The following is a 17,293-nucleotide window of genomic DNA, read 5'->3' as shown; positions in this document are numbered from 1 at the left end:
GGCAAATGGATACACTTATTTCCTTTTGTATGCTACTATATATGTAAGTTAATGAATCGGTTGGAGAACTGGAGAGACCACGTCGGCACTTTTTGATGCAAATCATTGAGTGCCCTTGTGGCCTCTTTTGTTTTGCCCGAATTCTGTATTTGGACAGCATGCGGATTAGTCCCGAATGCTGTGTAATCATCATATAGAAAGGGTAGAGTAGGAAGACAAGCGGAATTAATAGAGGTATCGCTATCCATTTTGTTGGGTATATTTTTTCCTTTTAAGGGTGAAATGCGAAAAAATGGGTATTTATTTAATATGACAATGAAGAATGAACATAAATGGGAGGAGAAATAGCATGGCATTTTCTAATTTGGAGCGGTCAGAAACATTAAAAAAAATGAGCGGGGAAGAATATGATGTATTTGTAGTGGGAGGAGGCATTACAGGGTCAGGGATAGCGCTAGATGCGGTCACAAGAGGCATGAAAGTGGGACTATGTGAAATGCAGGATTTTGCAGGCGGGACTTCCAGCCGTTCCACCAAGCTTGTTCATGGAGGACTTCGTTACTTGAAGCAATTTGAAGTGCAGATGGTGGCGGAAATCGGGAAAGAACGCGCCATTGTATATGAGAACGGCCCCCATGTCACAACGCCGGAGTGGATGCTGCTGCCAATGTATACAGGCGGAACATTCGGTCCTTTTACAACCTCTATCGGTCTTCGAGTGTATGATTTTCTGGCAGGTGTCAAAAAAAGCGAGCGCCGTACAATGTTGTCTAAAGGGGAAGCCTTAAAAAAAGAGCCGCTCTTGAAGAAGAAGGGCCTAAAAGGCGGCGGCTATTATGTTGAATATCGGACAGATGATGCCCGTTTAACAATTGAAGTCGCTAAAAAAGCAAAAGAATTCGGAGCAGATTTAGTGAATTATACAGCGGTAGAAGAGTTTATCTATCAAAATGGCCGGGTTGCAGGTGTGAAAGTGAAAGACCGAATGACTGGCGATACGTATGAAATTAAAGCAAAAAAAGTAGTAAATGCCACTGGCCCTTGGGTGGATGAACTACGGGAAAAGGATGGTTCCAAAGGCGGAAAAACATTGCAGCTGACAAAAGGTGTGCACATTGTCCTGGATCAGGAAAAATTCCCGCTTAAGCAGGCTATCTATTTTGATACGGAAGATGGACGGATGGTTTTTGCAATTCCAAGAGGAAATAAAGCGTATGTAGGAACGACGGATACTTTTTATGACACTGATCCGATCGCTCCCCATCCGACAAAAGAAGACCGCTCGTATTTAATAGATGCAATCCAATATATGTTCCCAGAAGCAACTATTACAGAAGACGATATTGAATCCAGCTGGGCTGGTGTACGTCCTTTGATTTTAGAGGAAGGAAAAGACCCTTCGGAAATCTCTAGAAAAGATGAAGTGTGGGTATCCAATTCCGGCTTGATTACGATAGCGGGCGGTAAGTTGACCGGATACCGGAAAATGTCTGAGCAAGTAGTTGATAAAGTGTCCGAACAATTCAAGGAAGAAAAATATAAATTGTTTGATGGATGCCAAACCGAACATTTGCCGATTTCCGGCGGGAATGTAGGCGGGTCAAAACGTTTTGAGGGATATGTGGATAAGCAGGTGAAAAAAGGCATGGAGCTGGGTTTATCCAAGGAGGAAGCTTCAGAGCTGGTCCATTCCTATGGAACAAATGTCACTAAATTATTCAGTCTGATCCAAGAGGGACACGAGGACATGGAGAAATTCCATTTATCTAAGGAAGTATATGCAAGACTTGTCTATGCCATCAGGGAAGAAAGTCTCGCGACACCTGTGGATTTCTTCTTAAGACGCACAGGAGCTCTTCTGTTCAATATCAAATGGGTATATGAGTGGAAAGAAGCGGTGATTGAGTATATGTCTTCTATTTTCAACTGGTCCGATAAACAGAAGCAGGAATATAAAACGGAGTTGGAAAAAGAATTGACCTACGCTACAACAGCTTATGACCAGAAATAATATACCATCTGTATAAAAGAAAAGCTTCCTTCATAAGGAAGCTTTTCTTTTTGTTTGGAAAAATTCCTCGGTTTTAACCTTACTGCCAAGGGTATAATAGCCAACAATACGGTTATTAGCCCAATTAATACGAGAGGCTTGAAATAATGCTGTGTTTAATAGATAATATATATGTACACATATTCATATAATGAAATCTTAATTTTGAGGAGGTAGTAATGATGGCACATCAACATGATCATCATGGAGGAGGGCATCACCATCATCATTCAGCAAACAAAAAAGCATTGTTCATGTCGTTTATCTTAATTACTCTTTTTATGATTGTAGAAGTAATCGGGGGATTCCTGACAAACAGTCTTGCCTTGCTGTCCGATGCAGGCCATATGCTTAGTGATTCGGCAGCCCTTGGTCTAAGTTTGGTCGCTGTCATACTTGGCGCCAGAAAAGCGACATTGGGCAACACATATGGATATAAACGGTTTGAAATTATTGCGGCAGCTCTAAATGGGCTTTTGCTGATTGTCGTGTCCGCTTATATTTTTTATGAAGCGATTCGGAGATTCCAGCATCCTCCTGAAATTCAAAGCACAGGCATGCTTGTTGTCTCAGTTTTAGGGTTGCTGGTAAATATACTGGCAGCATTCTTATTAATGAGAGGGAACAAAGAAGAAAACTTGAATGTACGAAGTGCGTATTTGCATGTGCTTGGAGATACTCTTGGATCAGTGGGCGCCATTGCGGCAGCTTTATTAATCTATTTCTTTGACTGGACTTATGCAGATCCGATTGCAAGCCTTATCGTTGCGGTATTAATCATAGTGAGCGGTGTCAGGGTAACAAAAGAATCCTTCCATATATTAATGGAAGGAACTCCGGCAAATATTGATCTGGAGGATGTGAAGAAAAAACTATTGTTATTGCCAGATGTGGAAGATGTCCATGATTTGCATATATGGTCGCTCACTTCCGAAAAGCCGATGCTATCATGCCATATATCCATTAAGGCTCCTGCGTTCCATGATGAGGTTCTTTTTGAAGCCAAACGTTTACTATCTGAGCATTTTCATATCGAACATACAACTCTGCAAGTGGAGAAAGCTGAGAATGGCTGTCCGAATGCCAAGCAGCTCTGTAATTAGTGATGGTTAGCGTGGTCTATTGTTTGAATGATGATGCTCATAACATGCTCATCGTCATGTGAATAAAAAAGAGTAGTACCTTCCCTTCGGAATTTGACTAGGCGGAGGTTCTTTAGAAAACGCAATTGATGGGAAACTGTTGATTGTACCAACGATAATTTCTCGGCAATTTCATTGACTGAATGCTCGCCTTGGAATAAAAGGTATAGAATCCGCAAGCGGGTTGGATCGGAAAGGGCTTTGAATGTTTGTGTTACGAGAAATAGAGTTTCTTCATCCAATTCTTTTTGTATTCCTTTTTCTTGTTCTGAACTCACTCATCTCCACCTCCCTTTTTTATTATTATACGTTAAACTTTCTCTTTACAAAAGATTATCTCATTAGAGATGTTCGGCCGCCCTGCATTATGCAGGGCGGTATTTAGTTATTGAGTTTTGACTCTGTTCAGTAATGGACTGTCCTTTTCTTAACAATTGGTATAGTAATCTGTATGATTTAGCTGTTGGTTCAAGTATCTTGAACTTTTTGTGAAGAATGCTGATAGCCCTTTCGGTTTATCCGGATTATCGGTTGAGAGTGCAAAAAAACAGTGGTATCATTATCGTTGATAATGATTATCATTTATTGAAAGAAGGAAAATGCTCATGAAACTGCATGGTATTAAACCAGGATGCCTAGTGACAGTTATAAACCTTTCTGATGTGGATAGCCTTTTGCAAAAGAGATTAAGCTCTTTTGGGATTAGGGAAGGCTGCCAAGTTTGCATGAAACAAAAAGGGCTTTTCTCCGGGGCTTGTGTGGTCGAATGTGAAGGCCAGCAAATCGGCCTCCGTAAAAAAGACCTATTGAATATAGAGGTACAGGCTGTATGAATCGAATGGCTTTAATCGGAAATCCGAATACAGGAAAGACGTCCTTATTCAATCTTTTGACAGATTCCTATGAATATGTCGGGAACTGGAGCGGCGTTACCGTTGAGAAGAAAGTGGGCCAAATGAAAAAACTGAAGGTAGAAATCATTGACCTTCCAGGTATATACGATTTGAGCCCCATTTCGAAAGATGAGAGTGTCGTCACAACATTCCTTATGGAAGAAGAAGTAGAAGCGATATTGAATATTCTCGACGCTTCAAATTTTGAACGCAATATGCAGTTAACCTTACAAATCCTTGAATTGGGCAAGCCGGTTCTGATTTGTTTAAATATGATCGATGTGGCAGAAAAGAAAGGGATATCCATCGATGTCGAAAAGCTTAGCTCGATTCTGGGCGTAACCATCATCCCGGTGGTTGCCCGGTCCGGAAAAGGTTTTGACGGGCTATATATGGCTATGAAAGGGAACGTGGTTGATCAACAACAAGAACAGCTTTTCCATCTAGCCTATGACCCGGTCATTGAACAATCGATTGCTGAAATAGAAGATCTGATGGGCACCGAAGGGAATGCGTGCAGCAAAAATCGGTGGACCTCTATTCAGTTTCTTGCCGGCAATGAAGCAGTGGAGCAATTTTATAGCAAGGAAACCTGTTATAAAGATATGATGGCTATACGGGAAACTGCTAGCGAAAAATTAGGGAAATCTACGCATGCGAGCATTTATGACGCACGCCGAGCATTTATATCCGAGCTGAAGAGGGAAGTAGTCCAGGAACATAGTTCAGAAACGAGCTTGACGGACCGATTGGATAAGGTACTGACCCACCCGGTTTTCGGATTTCCTATATTTCTTGCATTGATGTACCTTGTCTTTGAAGCAACATTTACGTGGATTGGGTCACCGTTATCCGATCTTCTGGATCATTTTGTATCTGGTCCGTTCACCAATGTGGCGACATCCGCATTAAATGCAATAGGGGCTTCCCCATTTATTGTTGATTTAGTGACAGAAGGAATCATAGGCGGTGTAGGAGGGGTATTAGTATTCGTCCCGCAAATATTTGTTCTTTTCTTTTTCATTTCCATGCTGGAGGATTCCGGATATATGGCCCGCATTGCTGTAGTCATGGATCGGCTGATGGAGTTTTTCGGCTTGAACGGCAAAGCCTTTATTCCTATGATTATTAGCTTTGGTTGTAATGTCCCAGGGATTATGGCGGCAAGGACAATTGAACAATCCAAAGAGAGGCTTCTTACCATTTTGGTTGCCCCTTTCATGAGCTGTTCAGCAAGGTTGCCGGTGTATGCGCTGTTTGCAGGTGCATTTTTTGCCCATAAACAATCGCTGGTCGTGTTTTCACTTTATGTTTTAGGGATAGTCATTGCCCTTTTGGTAACGAAAGTTTTATCGATGACATTATTGAAGAATGAACGCTCTGTCTTTTTTGTAGAGCTGCCCGCATATCATATTCCCCAGTTGAAAACATTATGGCGTTCCACTTGGGAGAAAGGGAAAGGGTTCCTCCGAAAAGCTGGGACTATTATATTTGCCGGTTCAGTAATCATTTGGATTTTATCTTATACTGGCCCTGGCGGCTTCAATGTGAATATGGATGATAGCTTTTTGGCAACAATCGGCGGAGCAATCGGCACTTTATTCATACCTCTTGGTTTTGGGACATGGGAAGCAGGAGCAGCATTAATTTCCGGATTCCTTGCTAAAGAGGTCGTGGTTTCCGCTATGGCTATTATTTATGGAGTGAAGGAGAGTGCCCTAATCGGCACCCTTTCCTCGACATTTACTCCTGTCAGCGCTTATACATTCATGGCTTTTGTTTTATTGTATATGCCTTGCCTTGCAACTGTAGGGGCCATACAAAGGGAAACAAAATCTGTGAAATGGACTTTGTTTGCTTCGTTATATCCATTTTTTGTAGCTTATCTCGTAGCCCTCGTCATTTATTATGTAGGAATGCTTATATTCTAAAGAGGTGGAAGCTGTGTCTTTACTGATCAATATCATTGTTGGATTAGTTATCTTTGGTTATGCCGCGTTTGCTTTATGGAGAAGCATCAAGAAACAAAAAGGCGGCAAATGCGCTGGGTGCGCATTGAATAAAAGTTGTTCGACTAAATCGTGCGATTCGATTGTTACTTCCTTCGAAACTTCCCGGCACAAATAGACAGACACAAAAAACCGCTCTTGCCATCAAGAGCGGTTTTTTGATTGTCCAGCTGCGGGCGCCAGCCCCTCGAGGTCTTAAGCCATGCCACTGTCAAAGGCAAAAGACAGCCTTTGTCAGTGCCCCGTCTTAAGCTGGTCAGGGCTAAACAGGCGCACTCCGCTCTTCTGATTGTCCAGCTGCGGGCGCCAGCCCCTCGAGGTCTTAAGCCATGCCGTCCCTTAAGGGTGTGTCTGGGCTAAGCGTCTTCTTCTGCTTTTCTTGCTTCGATAAAGAGGATGTGCTGCCCGTCTATTTCGTTTACTGTGAATATGTATCCATCTTCTTCTATAGTATCACCTTTGACGACGTCGTATTTTTGGGTCAGGACCCAGCCGCCGATTGTATCAACCTCGTCTTCTAAAAGATCGGATCCCAATATGTCATTCACATCTTCAATTAATACTTTTCCTTCAAATAAATAATGGTCTTCGCTTATTTTCCGGATGTCCGGCAATTCATCTGCATCGAATTCATCCCGTATTTCTCCAACGATTTCTTCCAAAATATCCTCGACTGTCACCAATCCAGCTGTTCCTCCATACTCATCGAACAATATGGCCATATGGGAATGCTTTTTTTGCAGAGTTACTAATAATTCATGGATAGGCAATGTTTCAAGAACGGAGATAACCGGGTGAATATAGGGAGCAATTGTGCCGGCCAATTCTTTTTCATTCATAATTACACTTGTAAGGACTTCCTTCATATTGATAATGCCGATAATGTTATCTTTATCGCCTTCAGCAACCGGATAGCGTGTGTATCTTTCCTGTTGGACTATATCCATGACGTCCTTTAGAGGAGACTCACTATCGATTGTAATCATTTCTGTCCGTGGAACCATGATTTCTTTGGCGATTCGTTCATCGAATTCAAAAATCCTATTTACATATTTATATTCCGACTGATTAATTTCTCCACTTTTTAAGCTTTCGGATAAAATCATTCGCAGTTCTTCCTCTGAATGCGCCATTTCGGTTTCAGAAGCGGGTTTTAGGCCGAATATGCCTATGACAAGGGAAGCCGATTTATTTAGCATCCAAATGAAAGGATAGAGGATTCTGTAAAACCAAATCAGTGGTGTTGAAAATAGGAGAGTCACCGCTTCTGCCTTTTGAATGGCTAATGTTTTGGGAGCTAGTTCTCCGATCACCACGTGCAAAAAGGTAATGATAAAAAAGGCCGCAAGAAAGGAGACCAGTTTAACGACCGCTTCGTTATCGACAAAATAGATAAGAATCGGATTCAGTAAATGTTCCAGAGTCGGTTCTCCAAGCCATCCGAGTGCCAGGGAAGTTAGGGTAATGCCCAATTGGCAGGCAGATAAGTATTCGTCGAGAGAAGAAATCACTTTTTTTGCCGACTTTGCATGCCTATTTCCTTCTTCGATTAATTGGTCAATACGAGTGCTTCTTACTTTAACGATGGCGAACTCCGAAGCGACAAAAAATCCTGTTAAAGCAATCAATAATGCAATATACAATACATTCAGCATACAAATCGCCCTAAGTCAAAGGGCATCCTCCTTTCTATGGCAATCAGGAGATTATATAGTCCATGATGTGATTTTGCCCTAATTACGGGCTTGCATGCAAAAGCAAGACAAAATGTAGAATAAAGGATTATATTTCCTTTACATTTTTGTGAAACCTGCAGGCTAGTGTGTAATAAATGACTGTTCTTTCTTGTGTGGAAGAAGTTGTTTACATATTTTAGAAAGAGAGAGGGAAACAAGTTGGATGGGAGAGAACGCGATGAGGAAAACGATCGGATGTGCATTGATGGCTGTCCTGTTTTTGTTAACAGGGTGTGGAGGACAGATAGACAATCGTCTTGGCTGGGAGGTAAGCCACTTTAGTTATATTGACCAAAATGGAAAGAGGCTTTCCTTGGAAGATTTGAAAGGGAAGATATGGATTGCTGATTTTGTATTTACGAGCTGTTCTACTGTTTGCCCGCCGATGACAGCCAATATGGAAAAATTGAGAAAAGCAGTTGCTAAGGAAGACAAAGATGTCCGGTTTATTTCTTTTACAGTAGATCCAGAAATGGATACCCCAATGAAGCTTAAGCAATTTAAAGCAGCATTTACAGATGAACGTGAAAAATGGAGCTTTTTAACAGGATATACGCAGGTGGAGATTGAACAGTTTTCCAGAGAAAGCTTTAAAGCCTTAGTGAAGAAAGAGGAAGGAACTGATCAGGTGAACCACGGGACTTATTTTTACCTTATAGACAAGGAGGGGAAAATTGTACGATATTACAAAGGAAACAAGGATGTTCCCTATAAGGAAATCATAAGGCATATTAAACGATTGGCAAATGAGTGATTTTTTTAAATAATAAAAAAGGGAGATTAGAATCATAGGAATAGTGGAAGATAAATAGAATAATACATTATAAGTATCGACTAGATAGGGGAGGAAAGTAGAATATGAAGAAAGCATCCATGTTCATTAACGGACAAGAAGTCTATTGCGATGATGTAATTAAAGTAATGAATCCTGCGACAAACGAAGAAATTGCCACTGTTCCAAATGGAGGGGCAAAAGAAGCGCGTGAAGCTGTCGATGCTGCCCATGCCGCATTGCCTGCATGGTCAAAGAAAACTGCTGCTGAACGTTCTCAGCTGCTCCGCAAATGGTTTGATTTAATCAACGAACATAAAGATGAACTAGCGGAAATAATGACAAAGGAACAAGGAAAGCCATTCAAGGAAGCGCAAGGTGAAATCGTATATGCCAACAGTTTTATTGAATGGTACGCTGAGGAGGCTAAGCGTGTTTATGGGGATACAATTCCGGCAAGCGACCCGAAAAAACGGATAATCGTATTGAAGCAGCCTGTAGGTGTAATCGCTGCTATAACCCCATGGAATTTTCCAGCAGCCATGATTACAAGAAAAGTGGCTCCTGCTTTGGCAGCAGGTTGTACAGCTGTCATTAAACCGGCCAAACTTACACCGTTAACTGCAGTCCGCTTGGTGGAATTGGCTTATGAAGCCGGAATTGATGGAGGTGCCATTAATCTGGTGACAGGTGATTCCGGCGCGATTTCGGATGCATGGATGGAAGATGAAAGAGTACGGAAATTATCATTCACCGGTTCAACTGAAGTAGGCAAACAATTGATGAAGAACAGCGCGGACACCATGAAGAAAATTTCTTTGGAGCTCGGAGGGCAAGCGCCATTTATTGTAATGGATGATGCCAATCTGAAGGCCGCAGCAGAAGCTGTGACAGCAAGCAAATTCCGCAATGCTGGCCAAACATGTGTCTGCACCAACCGTGTGTATGTCCATGAAGATGTCTATGAAGATTTCAGTAAAGAATTTGTTGCTGAAGTTAAAAAGCTCAAGGTCGGAAATGGCATGGACGACGGTGTAACAATAGGTCCGTTAATTAATGATGACGCCGTCAGCAAAGTGAAGAAGCACTTAGATGATGCGCTTGGAAAAGGTGCCGAATTGTTGACGGAAGGCCCTGAGCAAGAAGGACTATTCATGCAGCCGATGGTCCTCGGAAAAGCCGACGACTCCATGTTATGTATGACAGAAGAGACGTTCGGCCCATTGGCTCCAATCGCTACATTCAAAACGAAGGAAGAGGCGATTAAACGGGCGAATGATACGCCTTTTGGATTGGCTGCTTATGTTTTCACACAGGATGTAACCCAAGCTGTTGAAATAGCGGAAGGGCTTGAATACGGCATTGTTGGGCTCAACGATGGATTGCCTTCAGTGGCCCAGGCACCATTTGGCGGCATGAAGGAAAGTGGGATCGGCCGAGAAGGCGGCAAATATGGTATGGAAGAGTTTATGGAAATTAAATACGTATCTTTGAAGCTTACTTGATCATCGTGAAAAATGAAGGCCAGGACAGTTAAACAGTCCTGGCCTTTTTTTAGTTTAAATGAACAGTGTATATCTAAGCCTTTGTCAGCGCCTTGTCTTAAGCTTGTCGGGGGTAACCAGGTGCTTTCCGCTTTTGTTTTCATCGCGCCAGCCCCTCGAGGTCTTAAGCCAATCTCTGTTAAAGGCAAAACCCAGCCTTTAAGCAGAGCTTGTCTTAAGCTTGTCGGGGGTAAACAGGCGCTTTTCGCTTTTGTTTTCATCCGGTTTTTTGTTTTATGAATACAATTGGTAGCGGTGAATACAATTCAATATGGACAAGGATTGAAAAATAAAGGTTTGCATTTTTTCTGCTGCATATTATAATTTTTTCATCATGTGTCACATTGAAGGAGGAAAAGCGCAAAGGAAAAGGGCGGTGGCAACGCTGAATACGTTGGAAGCTTTCATTCTAGGGATTATTCAAGGGTTGACTGAGTTTTTGCCGATCAGTTCAAGCGGCCATCTGTATCTGGGAAGGCACATGTTTGGTTTGAATGAAGCGGGGCTTCTGTTGGATACGATGTTACATATTGGCACGTTAATAGCGGTTTTTGTATTCTATTGGAAAGATATTATGGCCATTTTGAAAAATCCATTCGGGAAGTTAACCTGGTTGTTGGCAGTTGGAACAATTCCTGCTGTTATTATTGGATTTACATTTAAAGATTATTTCGATGCCATATCGAAAACTGGTACAACGGTTGGATGGGAATTTCTGATTACGGGTTGCTTTTTATGGTTTTCAGAAACCATAAAAAAAGGGCGGAAAAAAATGCATGAAATCTCATTTGGGGATGCTCTGTTCATTGGTACATTTCAAGCAGCAGCTATTTTTCCTGCCGTTTCCCGTTCAGGAATGACAATCGCTGCAGCTTTAATGAGAAAGCTGGACAGGGAAACGGCTGCGTATTTTTCCTTTTTGCTGTCCACGCCTGCTATTGCAGGTGCGATTCTTCTACAAATAATAGATTTAATGAAGGGGAGCGGAGAAGCGATATCATCTGCCTCTTTAGCGGTTGGGATTATGGCCTCTGCTCTATGCGGTTATTTTGCGGTAAGATGGATGATCGGATATTTGAAAAAGCATTCTTTAAAAGTGTTTGCTGTTTATGTCTGGATTTTAGGTATCTTTATTATTGCTATGCAGTTTAGCCATAAATTTTAGGGCCGTTCCTTTGTTCTTTTTATTTCAATATTCATAATTTAGTTGGAACAGGAGTTTTGCTCTTGCAACAGAGGAGGTAACATGAAAATTAAAGACATAACTATAAATCCACCGCGATTGCTATTGTTCTCCTTTTTATTCTTTTTGGTAATCGGGACGGCATTATTAAAACTCCCGATTGCAACGCATGAATCAATCAGCTGGCTGGAAGCTTTATTTACGATTACATCGGCTACCACGGTTACGGGATTGACAGTTGTTGATACTGCCGATGCATTTACAATGTTTGGGCAAATAATCATCATGTGCTGGATTCAGATTGGCGGACTTGGCATCATGTCATTTGCCATATTAATTTTTATCATGTTAGGTAAGAAAATAGGATTTAGGGAAAGAATTCTCATTCAACAATCATTGAATCAGACCACCATTGGTGGAGTCATCCGGCTTGTCCGAAATGTCTTTATTTTTGCTTTTGCCATCGAAGCGGTTGCAGTCATTTGCCTGGCAACACGCTGGGTTCCTGAATTTGGCTGGGGGAAGGGTCTGTATTTCAGCATTTTCCACGCTGTTTCTGCCTTTAATAATGCCGGCTTTGGTTTGTTATCCAATAACTTGGTGGACTATGTTGGGGATCCGGTCATTAATATCGTTATAGCCGGTTTGTTCATGATAGGGGGACTGGGATTTACAGTTCTTGTTGATATATGGACAAAGCCTACTTATAGAAAGTTGAGCTTGCACTCAAAAATTATGGTTGTAGGAACGATTGCCATGACTGTTATTGCTACATTAGTTTATTACTTGCTGGAAAGGACAAACCCCGGTACATTGGGCTCTCTTAGCCATACGGAACAATTTTGGGCCTCCTTCTTCCAGGGTGTCAGCCCGCGTACTGCAGGTTTCAACACGATTGATTTGACTCAGATCCATGACAGTACCGCCTTTTTTACAATGATTCTTATGTTCATTGGCGCGGGGAGCGCATCGACGGGAGGAGGAATCAAGTTGACCACCTTTTTAGTCATCCTGCTTGCTGTCGGCGCTTTTGTTAGAGGTAAAAATACTGTAGTATTCCGTAAACGGACAATTGGAACAAGCATCATTTTTAAAGCGTTGGCTATTTCTACAGTGAGTTTGTTATTTGTTATATTTGCCGTCTTTATAATGAGCATCACTGAAAAAGCGCCTCTTGTCCATATTTTATATGAAGTATTTTCTGCATTCGGAACTGTCGGCTTAACGATGGGGCTTACCTTCCATTTAACATGGATCGGCAAAATAGTGTTAATATTCATCATGATTCTTGGGAAACTGGGACCACTGACATTAGTTTATTCATTGGCTCGCCCAAAGAAGGATAATATCCGTTATCCATCTGAAGATATTTTGACAGGCTGATAGAAAGAAAGAAGCGGATTCCATTAGAATCCGCTTCTTTCTGTTATTTTTCTAGAGTGACGGCTGCTTCTTCAGAAGCGATTTCCTCAGGGTCGACTCGTTTATGTTTAATATCAATCAATTCCAAGTGATGTCCGTCCATCTGTTTGACTGTAAATACAAATTTGCCGCGTTCGACAGAATCTCCTGTCTCAAGATCATATTTTTGAGTAAGGAGCCAACCGCCGATTGTATCAATGCCTTCCTCGTACAAATCGATTTTTAAAAGTGTATTTAATTCCTCGAGTAAAACCTTTGAATCAACAATTAGGTGATCGGGAGAAATACGTTGGATGTGCGGCCGTTCATCTACATCAAATTCATCTTGGATTTCCCCTACAATTTCTTCCAGGATATCTTCGGCGGTAACAATGCCTGATGTACCGCCATATTCATCAAATAAAAGAGCCATGTGAATCCGTTCTTTTTGCATTTTCAATAGAAGATCATGGATTGGTATCGTTTCAATGACTGATAAAATCGGATGGATATAATCGCTTAATTGAAGAACAGAACGGTCCTTGCTTAAGGCGACGTATAATAGTTCTTTAAGGTGGATAATACCGATTGTCGAGTCTTTATCTCCATCGATTACCGGATAACGGGTATATCTTTCATTTGCGGCAAGTTCAAGGATATCTTCCCACGTTGCATCCTTGGATACACTGACCATTTCTGTGCGGGGTACCATGATTTCTTTTGCTAGCCGGTTATCGAATTCGAAGATCCGATTTACATAGCGGTATTCGGATTGATTGATTTCACCGCTTTTATAGCTGTCGGAAAGAATCATACGCAATTCCTCTTCAGTATGGGCTATTTCGTTTTCGGATGCCGCTTTTAATCCGAATAAACCGACAATGAAATTGGCAGATCCGTTCAGTACTTTTATGATTGGATAAGTAGCTTTATAGAAAATGTAGATTGGTTTGGCCACGATCATAGCTACTGCTTCCGCCTTGTGGATGGCAAAGGTTTTTGGAGCCAATTCTCCCAGTACAACATTCAGAAATGTCATAACGGAAAAGGCCACGATGAATGATATTGCATGGCTGACTGTAGCCGGGATATCAAATTGTTTTAAAAGCGGAGCCAGTATCCTCTGTATGGTAGGTTCGCCCAGCCAACCTAAACCTAACGCAGTGATTGTTATACCCAATTGGGTTGCTGATAGGTATTCATCCAGTGAAGATATGATTTTTTTGACTGTTTTCGCTCGGGGATTTCCTTCTGCTACAAGCTGATCGATACGGGTCGACCTTACTTTGACAATGGAAAATTCCGTAATAACGAAAAAAGCTGTAGCAATAATTAATACTGCTACCAATATAACGTTTACTATAACCAATTGTCAGGGGACTGCAATTGACTGACAGTCTCCCCGTTCACCTCCTAGAAGTCTTTAACTTTCATCTATCCGAATATGAAGTTTTTAAAACTATAATATAAGTATAAACTTCATTCAATAAAAGTTATATTAATACACATAAAATTATAAAAAATTTCTTTTTTCTATGAAATATATCCTAGAGGGTGACGATCAAATGATATTTTGCAAAAACGATCGGAGCATCGATATACGGGAAAGTAATTTGTCACAGGTGGTTTGAGGATAGCTGCCTTACCGTTCTGCCTTTTCCTTTACATTTAGAACATGAACGTGAAAAAAACTGTAAAAATGGTACTTTTCCTTTACCTTGGCAAGTAGAGCATAGTTCAATATATTTCATTTGGTTTCTCTCCTTCAGATGATAAGTACATGTAATTTGTGTTGTTGCATTCGTTTGTTTTCGAATGTTTATACCGTGAATATACCCCGATTTGTGCCGCGGTAAATCAAAACTAAACATTTTTTTGATCTAAGCCTGTTTATTTTTGGATAATGATGGAATTAATCGGATCATAAGCTGGTCCGGTCTAATCGGCACTTTCCGCTTTTCTTGTAATCCAGCTGCAAGCGCCAGCCCCTCGAGGTCTTAAGTCAAGCCCCTGTCTAAGGCAAAAAGCAGCCTTTGACAGTGCCACGCCTTAAGCTGGTCGGGTCTAATCGGCGCTATCCGCTTTTCTTGTGATCCAGCTGCAAGCGCCAGCCCCTCGAGGTCTTAAGTCAAGCCCCTGTCTAAGGCAAAAAGCAGCCTTTGACAGTGCCACGCCTTAAGCTGGTCGGGTCTAATCGGCACTTTCCGCTTTTCTTCTTATTATGTTCTTTTTGGAGGGGTTTCATGCCTTGGAGAATAAAAAATGCACCCGGTTGTTGGTTAAGTCCAACAATTGGGTGCATTTTTTTATGATACGATTTCAGTTGTTTGGTTTAATGGTACGGCTGGGGATTCTGTTTGGAAGTCTTTATGCGGTTCGATTTCTTTTAGTTCTGCGATAAAGGTATCTTCCAATTTTGTTACTTCAATATAACTGATATGATGGTCTTCCATTTCAATAATTTTGAAGTTGTAATGTTCATATGAAATAGTGTCGCCTTGCTTGGCTTCATAGTTTTCGGTAAGGATCCATCCGCCGATTGTATCGATATCTTCATCGGATATATCAAGGCCGAATAAATCGTTCACCTGGCTAATCAACACTTTTGCATCAATAATATATTGATTTTCTTTGATTTTCCGGATTTCTGAGACTTCATCAAGGTCGAATTCATCACGGATCTCACCGACGATTTCTTCCAATATATCTTCTACTGTCACTAAGCCAGATGTGCCGCCATATTCATCCATAAGGATAGCCATATGGATCCTTTCTCTTTGCATTTTAAGAAGCAATTCCTGAATCGGAACGGTTTCAATAATGCGGATGATTGGCCTAACCAATGGTTCAAGTTGCTTGTCTTTATAAGAATCGGCAGACAGCATATAAGTGAACAGCTCTTTTACGTTCAACATCCCAATGACACGGTCCTTATCTCCGTCAATGACCGGGTATCTTGTGAATTTTTCTTCTTTTACGATTGAGAAGGCATGTTCTAGTTCGTCATCTTTAGAAAGTGTGATGATTTCCGTACGCGGAACCATAATTTCTTTCGCGATACGATCGTCGAATTCAAAAATTTTATTTACATATTTGAATTCAGACTGGTTAATTTCGCCGCTTTTATAGCTATCAGACAAGATGATTCGTAATTCTTCCTCAGTATGCGCAATTTCATGTTCAGAAGCTGGCTTTAGACCGAATAATTTCGTCACGATCCGTGCAGAACCGTTCAATACCCATATGAAAGGGAACATGACCTTATAGAATATCATTAAAGGCCGGGATACAATTAATGTAATCCCCTCTGCTTTTTGTATGGCGAACGTTTTCGGCGCCAATTCCCCAATAACTACATGAAGGAATGTAACAATGGAGAAAGCGATGATAAAAGATAGGACTTGATAAACGGATGAAGGAATGTCCAGGCGTTCGAGCAATGGAGCAAATATATGCTCAATGGTAGGTTCACCGATCCAACCGAGGCCTAACGCAGTAACGGTGATTCCCAGCTGGCAGGCTGAGAGGTATTCGTCGAGATGGGTTATGACTTTCTTCGCAGAAAGGGCACCCGCTCGGCCTTCTTCCACAAGTTGGTCTATCCTTGTGCTTCTAACTTTTACTATGGCAAATTCTGAGGCTACGAAAAATGCTGTCAAAGCAATTAACAGGGCCAAGATAACCAAGTTTAATATGTCCAAATAATTTTCCTTATCCCGCCTATCCAGCGAGAAAGGAGTCACCTCCCAAGATAATAAAATCTTACTGAATTTTTTTGGCTTAAATACCGTTTTGTAAGAGAGTGCAATGCGCAACAGCTCTGTTTCACGCGAATGAAAAGCCCACCAAAAAGGCCTTCCTTATATTCCGGTTTATTCATCATTGCTGCCCCATGTACATCACCTCAATACAACTCGTAAGATTAAGATAATTATAGAAAATCTTTACCTTTCAGTCAAACTTGCGATACACGGAAAAAAGGTGTTATTTCAAGTATATGGAGGAATAAAAGGGAATAGTAGCTGAATTTGTTCGGTTTACTGCTTTTATAGGGTGGGAATGGTAGTTACATGAAGGAAAAGGGTCCAAGATAAAAGTAAGTATGAAAATTAAAAATATTTTCAGATTGTTCATAGCTTTTTAATAAATTTGTTTTATGATGGAATATATAGAAGAAAGTTTAGAAAATGGGGATTAGGGAATACAATAGCGAATGGAAATAAAGGGGTGAACTGTATGATCAATAATATCATTAGTCAGCTTCAGAGCAAGGGAATAAAAGTTGAAAAAACAAAATCAAGATATGACGTTTTTCAGGCTGTGTTTGATAGGCATTCATCCGGTCACTTGAATTCCTATGCTGAAACAGCTCATCCTGATAAAAGATCTTTAATGCCGACCCACTCATTCCCTGATATTTAATTACTATAAATATATGTATACCGTTGCCTTAATGTCTGAGTATTCATCCTTGTACATTGAGGTTTTTTATTGTGTCTATCAATATATAGACGCATGATGCTTTATCCCCACTATATTTGGAAGAGATTACATTTTATGAAT

General features: G+C 41.0%; 14 protein-coding genes. 10 read left to right on the top strand and 4 right to left on the bottom strand.

Annotation, left to right across the window (positions count from 1 at the left end):
• The first annotated feature begins 349 nt into the window (after positions 1-349).
• Together ABC357_RS14925 and ABC357_RS14920 are read left to right on the top strand one after the other, a co-directional pair.
• Positions 350-2,011, top strand: coding sequence for a glycerol-3-phosphate dehydrogenase/oxidase (locus ABC357_RS14925; protein WP_412888276.1), 1,662 nt, complete (start codon positions 350-352; stop codon positions 2,009-2,011).
• Positions 2,012-2,232: 221 nt separating this feature from the next.
• The gene (locus ABC357_RS14920; RefSeq protein ID WP_412888678.1) at positions 2,233-3,153 is read left to right on the top strand and encodes a cation diffusion facilitator family transporter; all 921 of its coding nucleotides are present in this window, start codon (positions 2,233-2,235) and stop codon (positions 3,151-3,153) included.
• On the opposite strand, the gene ABC357_RS14915 is transcribed toward ABC357_RS14920, so the two are convergent.
• Positions 3,150-3,470: an ArsR/SmtB family transcription factor gene (locus tag ABC357_RS14915; RefSeq protein WP_412888275.1), complete on the bottom strand. Its 321-nt coding sequence runs from the start codon at positions 3,468-3,470 to the stop codon at positions 3,150-3,152. The two genes, ABC357_RS14920 and ABC357_RS14915, sit on opposite strands and share 4 nt — an antisense overlap.
• A gap of 327 nt (positions 3,471-3,797) precedes the next feature.
• Between ABC357_RS14915 and ABC357_RS14910 the strand changes: the two genes are divergently transcribed.
• From ABC357_RS14910 to ABC357_RS14900, 3 genes are read left to right on the top strand one after another with little or no spacing between them, the layout of a single operon-like run.
• On the top strand, positions 3,798-4,025 hold the full coding sequence (locus tag ABC357_RS14910) for a FeoA family protein (protein ID WP_412888274.1): 228 nt from the start codon (positions 3,798-3,800) through the stop codon (positions 4,023-4,025).
• Positions 4,022-6,016: a ferrous iron transport protein B gene (gene feoB, locus ABC357_RS14905; RefSeq protein ID WP_412888273.1), complete on the top strand. Its 1,995-nt coding sequence runs from the start codon at positions 4,022-4,024 to the stop codon at positions 6,014-6,016. The genes ABC357_RS14910 and feoB overlap by 4 nt, the downstream gene beginning before the upstream one ends.
• A 13-nt stretch (positions 6,017-6,029) precedes the next feature.
• On the top strand, positions 6,030-6,212 hold the full coding sequence (locus tag ABC357_RS14900; protein ID WP_412888272.1) for a FeoB-associated Cys-rich membrane protein: 183 nt from the start codon (positions 6,030-6,032) through the stop codon (positions 6,210-6,212).
• Between the two features lie 238 nt (positions 6,213-6,450).
• Here the strand turns inward: ABC357_RS14900 and ABC357_RS14895 are convergent, their stop codons facing one another.
• Positions 6,451-7,755 (bottom strand): hemolysin family protein, encoded by a 1,305-nt coding sequence (locus ABC357_RS14895; RefSeq protein WP_412888677.1) that lies wholly within the window; start codon positions 7,753-7,755, stop codon positions 6,451-6,453.
• 253 nt (positions 7,756-8,008) lie between these two features.
• Between ABC357_RS14895 and ABC357_RS14890 the strand changes: the two genes are divergently transcribed.
• The 4 genes from ABC357_RS14890 to ABC357_RS14875 all read left to right on the top strand — a co-directional run bounded on the left by ABC357_RS14890 (position 8,009) and on the right by ABC357_RS14875 (position 12,712).
• A complete protein-coding gene (locus ABC357_RS14890) occupies positions 8,009-8,584 on the top strand; it encodes an SCO family protein (protein WP_412888271.1) in 576 nt (191 codons plus the stop codon).
• 119 nt (positions 8,585-8,703) lie between these two features.
• Entirely contained in the window at positions 8,704-10,107 is a 1,404-nt protein-coding gene (locus ABC357_RS14885; protein ID WP_412888676.1) for an NAD-dependent succinate-semialdehyde dehydrogenase, read from the top strand.
• Positions 10,108-10,531: 424 nt separating this feature from the next.
• Positions 10,532-11,311, top strand: a complete 780-nt coding sequence (locus ABC357_RS14880; RefSeq protein WP_412888675.1) for an undecaprenyl-diphosphate phosphatase — start codon at positions 10,532-10,534, stop codon at positions 11,309-11,311.
• Positions 11,312-11,392: 81 nt separating this feature from the next.
• Positions 11,393-12,712 carry a TrkH family potassium uptake protein gene (locus ABC357_RS14875; protein WP_412888270.1) on the top strand — a complete coding sequence of 440 codons (1,320 nt, stop codon included), beginning with the start codon at positions 11,393-11,395 and terminating at the stop codon, positions 12,710-12,712.
• Positions 12,713-12,755: 43 nt separating this feature from the next.
• Here the strand turns inward: ABC357_RS14875 and ABC357_RS14870 are convergent, their stop codons facing one another.
• Positions 12,756-14,099: a hemolysin family protein gene (locus ABC357_RS14870; RefSeq protein ID WP_412888269.1), complete on the bottom strand. Its 1,344-nt coding sequence runs from the start codon at positions 14,097-14,099 to the stop codon at positions 12,756-12,758.
• Between the two features lie 937 nt (positions 14,100-15,036).
• Positions 15,037-16,431 (bottom strand): hemolysin family protein, encoded by a 1,395-nt coding sequence (locus tag ABC357_RS14865; RefSeq protein ID WP_412888268.1) that lies wholly within the window; start codon positions 16,429-16,431, stop codon positions 15,037-15,039.
• Between the two features lie 535 nt (positions 16,432-16,966).
• Between ABC357_RS14865 and ABC357_RS14860 the strand changes: the two genes are divergently transcribed.
• Positions 16,967-17,152 carry an Lmo0850 family protein gene (locus ABC357_RS14860; protein WP_412888267.1) on the top strand — a complete coding sequence of 62 codons (186 nt, stop codon included), beginning with the start codon at positions 16,967-16,969 and terminating at the stop codon, positions 17,150-17,152.
• Positions 17,153-17,293: the final 141 nt, after the last annotated feature.

It is taken from the genome of Bacillus kalamii (genome assembly GCF_047238185.1).
Taxonomy (GTDB): Bacteria; Bacillota; Bacilli; order Bacillales; family DSM-1321; genus Bacillus_AD.
Note: the sequence above shows the minus strand (reverse complement) of the source record. Positions and strands in the feature narration are given on the sequence as shown.

Bases quoted from the DNA above. Each gene is read 5' to 3' on its own strand.
- feoB (WP_412888273.1), top strand. From the start codon at position 4,022: ATGAATCGAATGGCTTTAATCGGAAATCCGAATACAGGAAAGACGTCC.
- ABC357_RS14885 (WP_412888676.1), top strand. From the start codon at position 8,704: ATGTTCATTAACGGACAAGAAGTCTATTGCGATGATGTAATTAAAGTA.
- ABC357_RS14860 (WP_412888267.1), top strand. From the start codon at position 16,967: ATGATCAATAATATCATTAGTCAGCTTCAGAGCAAGGGAATAAAAGTT.
- ABC357_RS14890 (WP_412888271.1), top strand. From the start codon at position 8,009: ATGAGGAAAACGATCGGATGTGCATTGATGGCTGTCCTGTTTTTGTTA.
- ABC357_RS14910 (WP_412888274.1), top strand. From the start codon at position 3,798: ATGAAACTGCATGGTATTAAACCAGGATGCCTAGTGACAGTTATAAAC.
- ABC357_RS14925 (WP_412888276.1), top strand. From the start codon at position 350: ATGGCATTTTCTAATTTGGAGCGGTCAGAAACATTAAAAAAAATGAGC.
- ABC357_RS14875 (WP_412888270.1), top strand. From the start codon at position 11,393: ATGAAAATTAAAGACATAACTATAAATCCACCGCGATTGCTATTGTTC.
- ABC357_RS14920 (WP_412888678.1), top strand. From the start codon at position 2,233: ATGGCACATCAACATGATCATCATGGAGGAGGGCATCACCATCATCAT.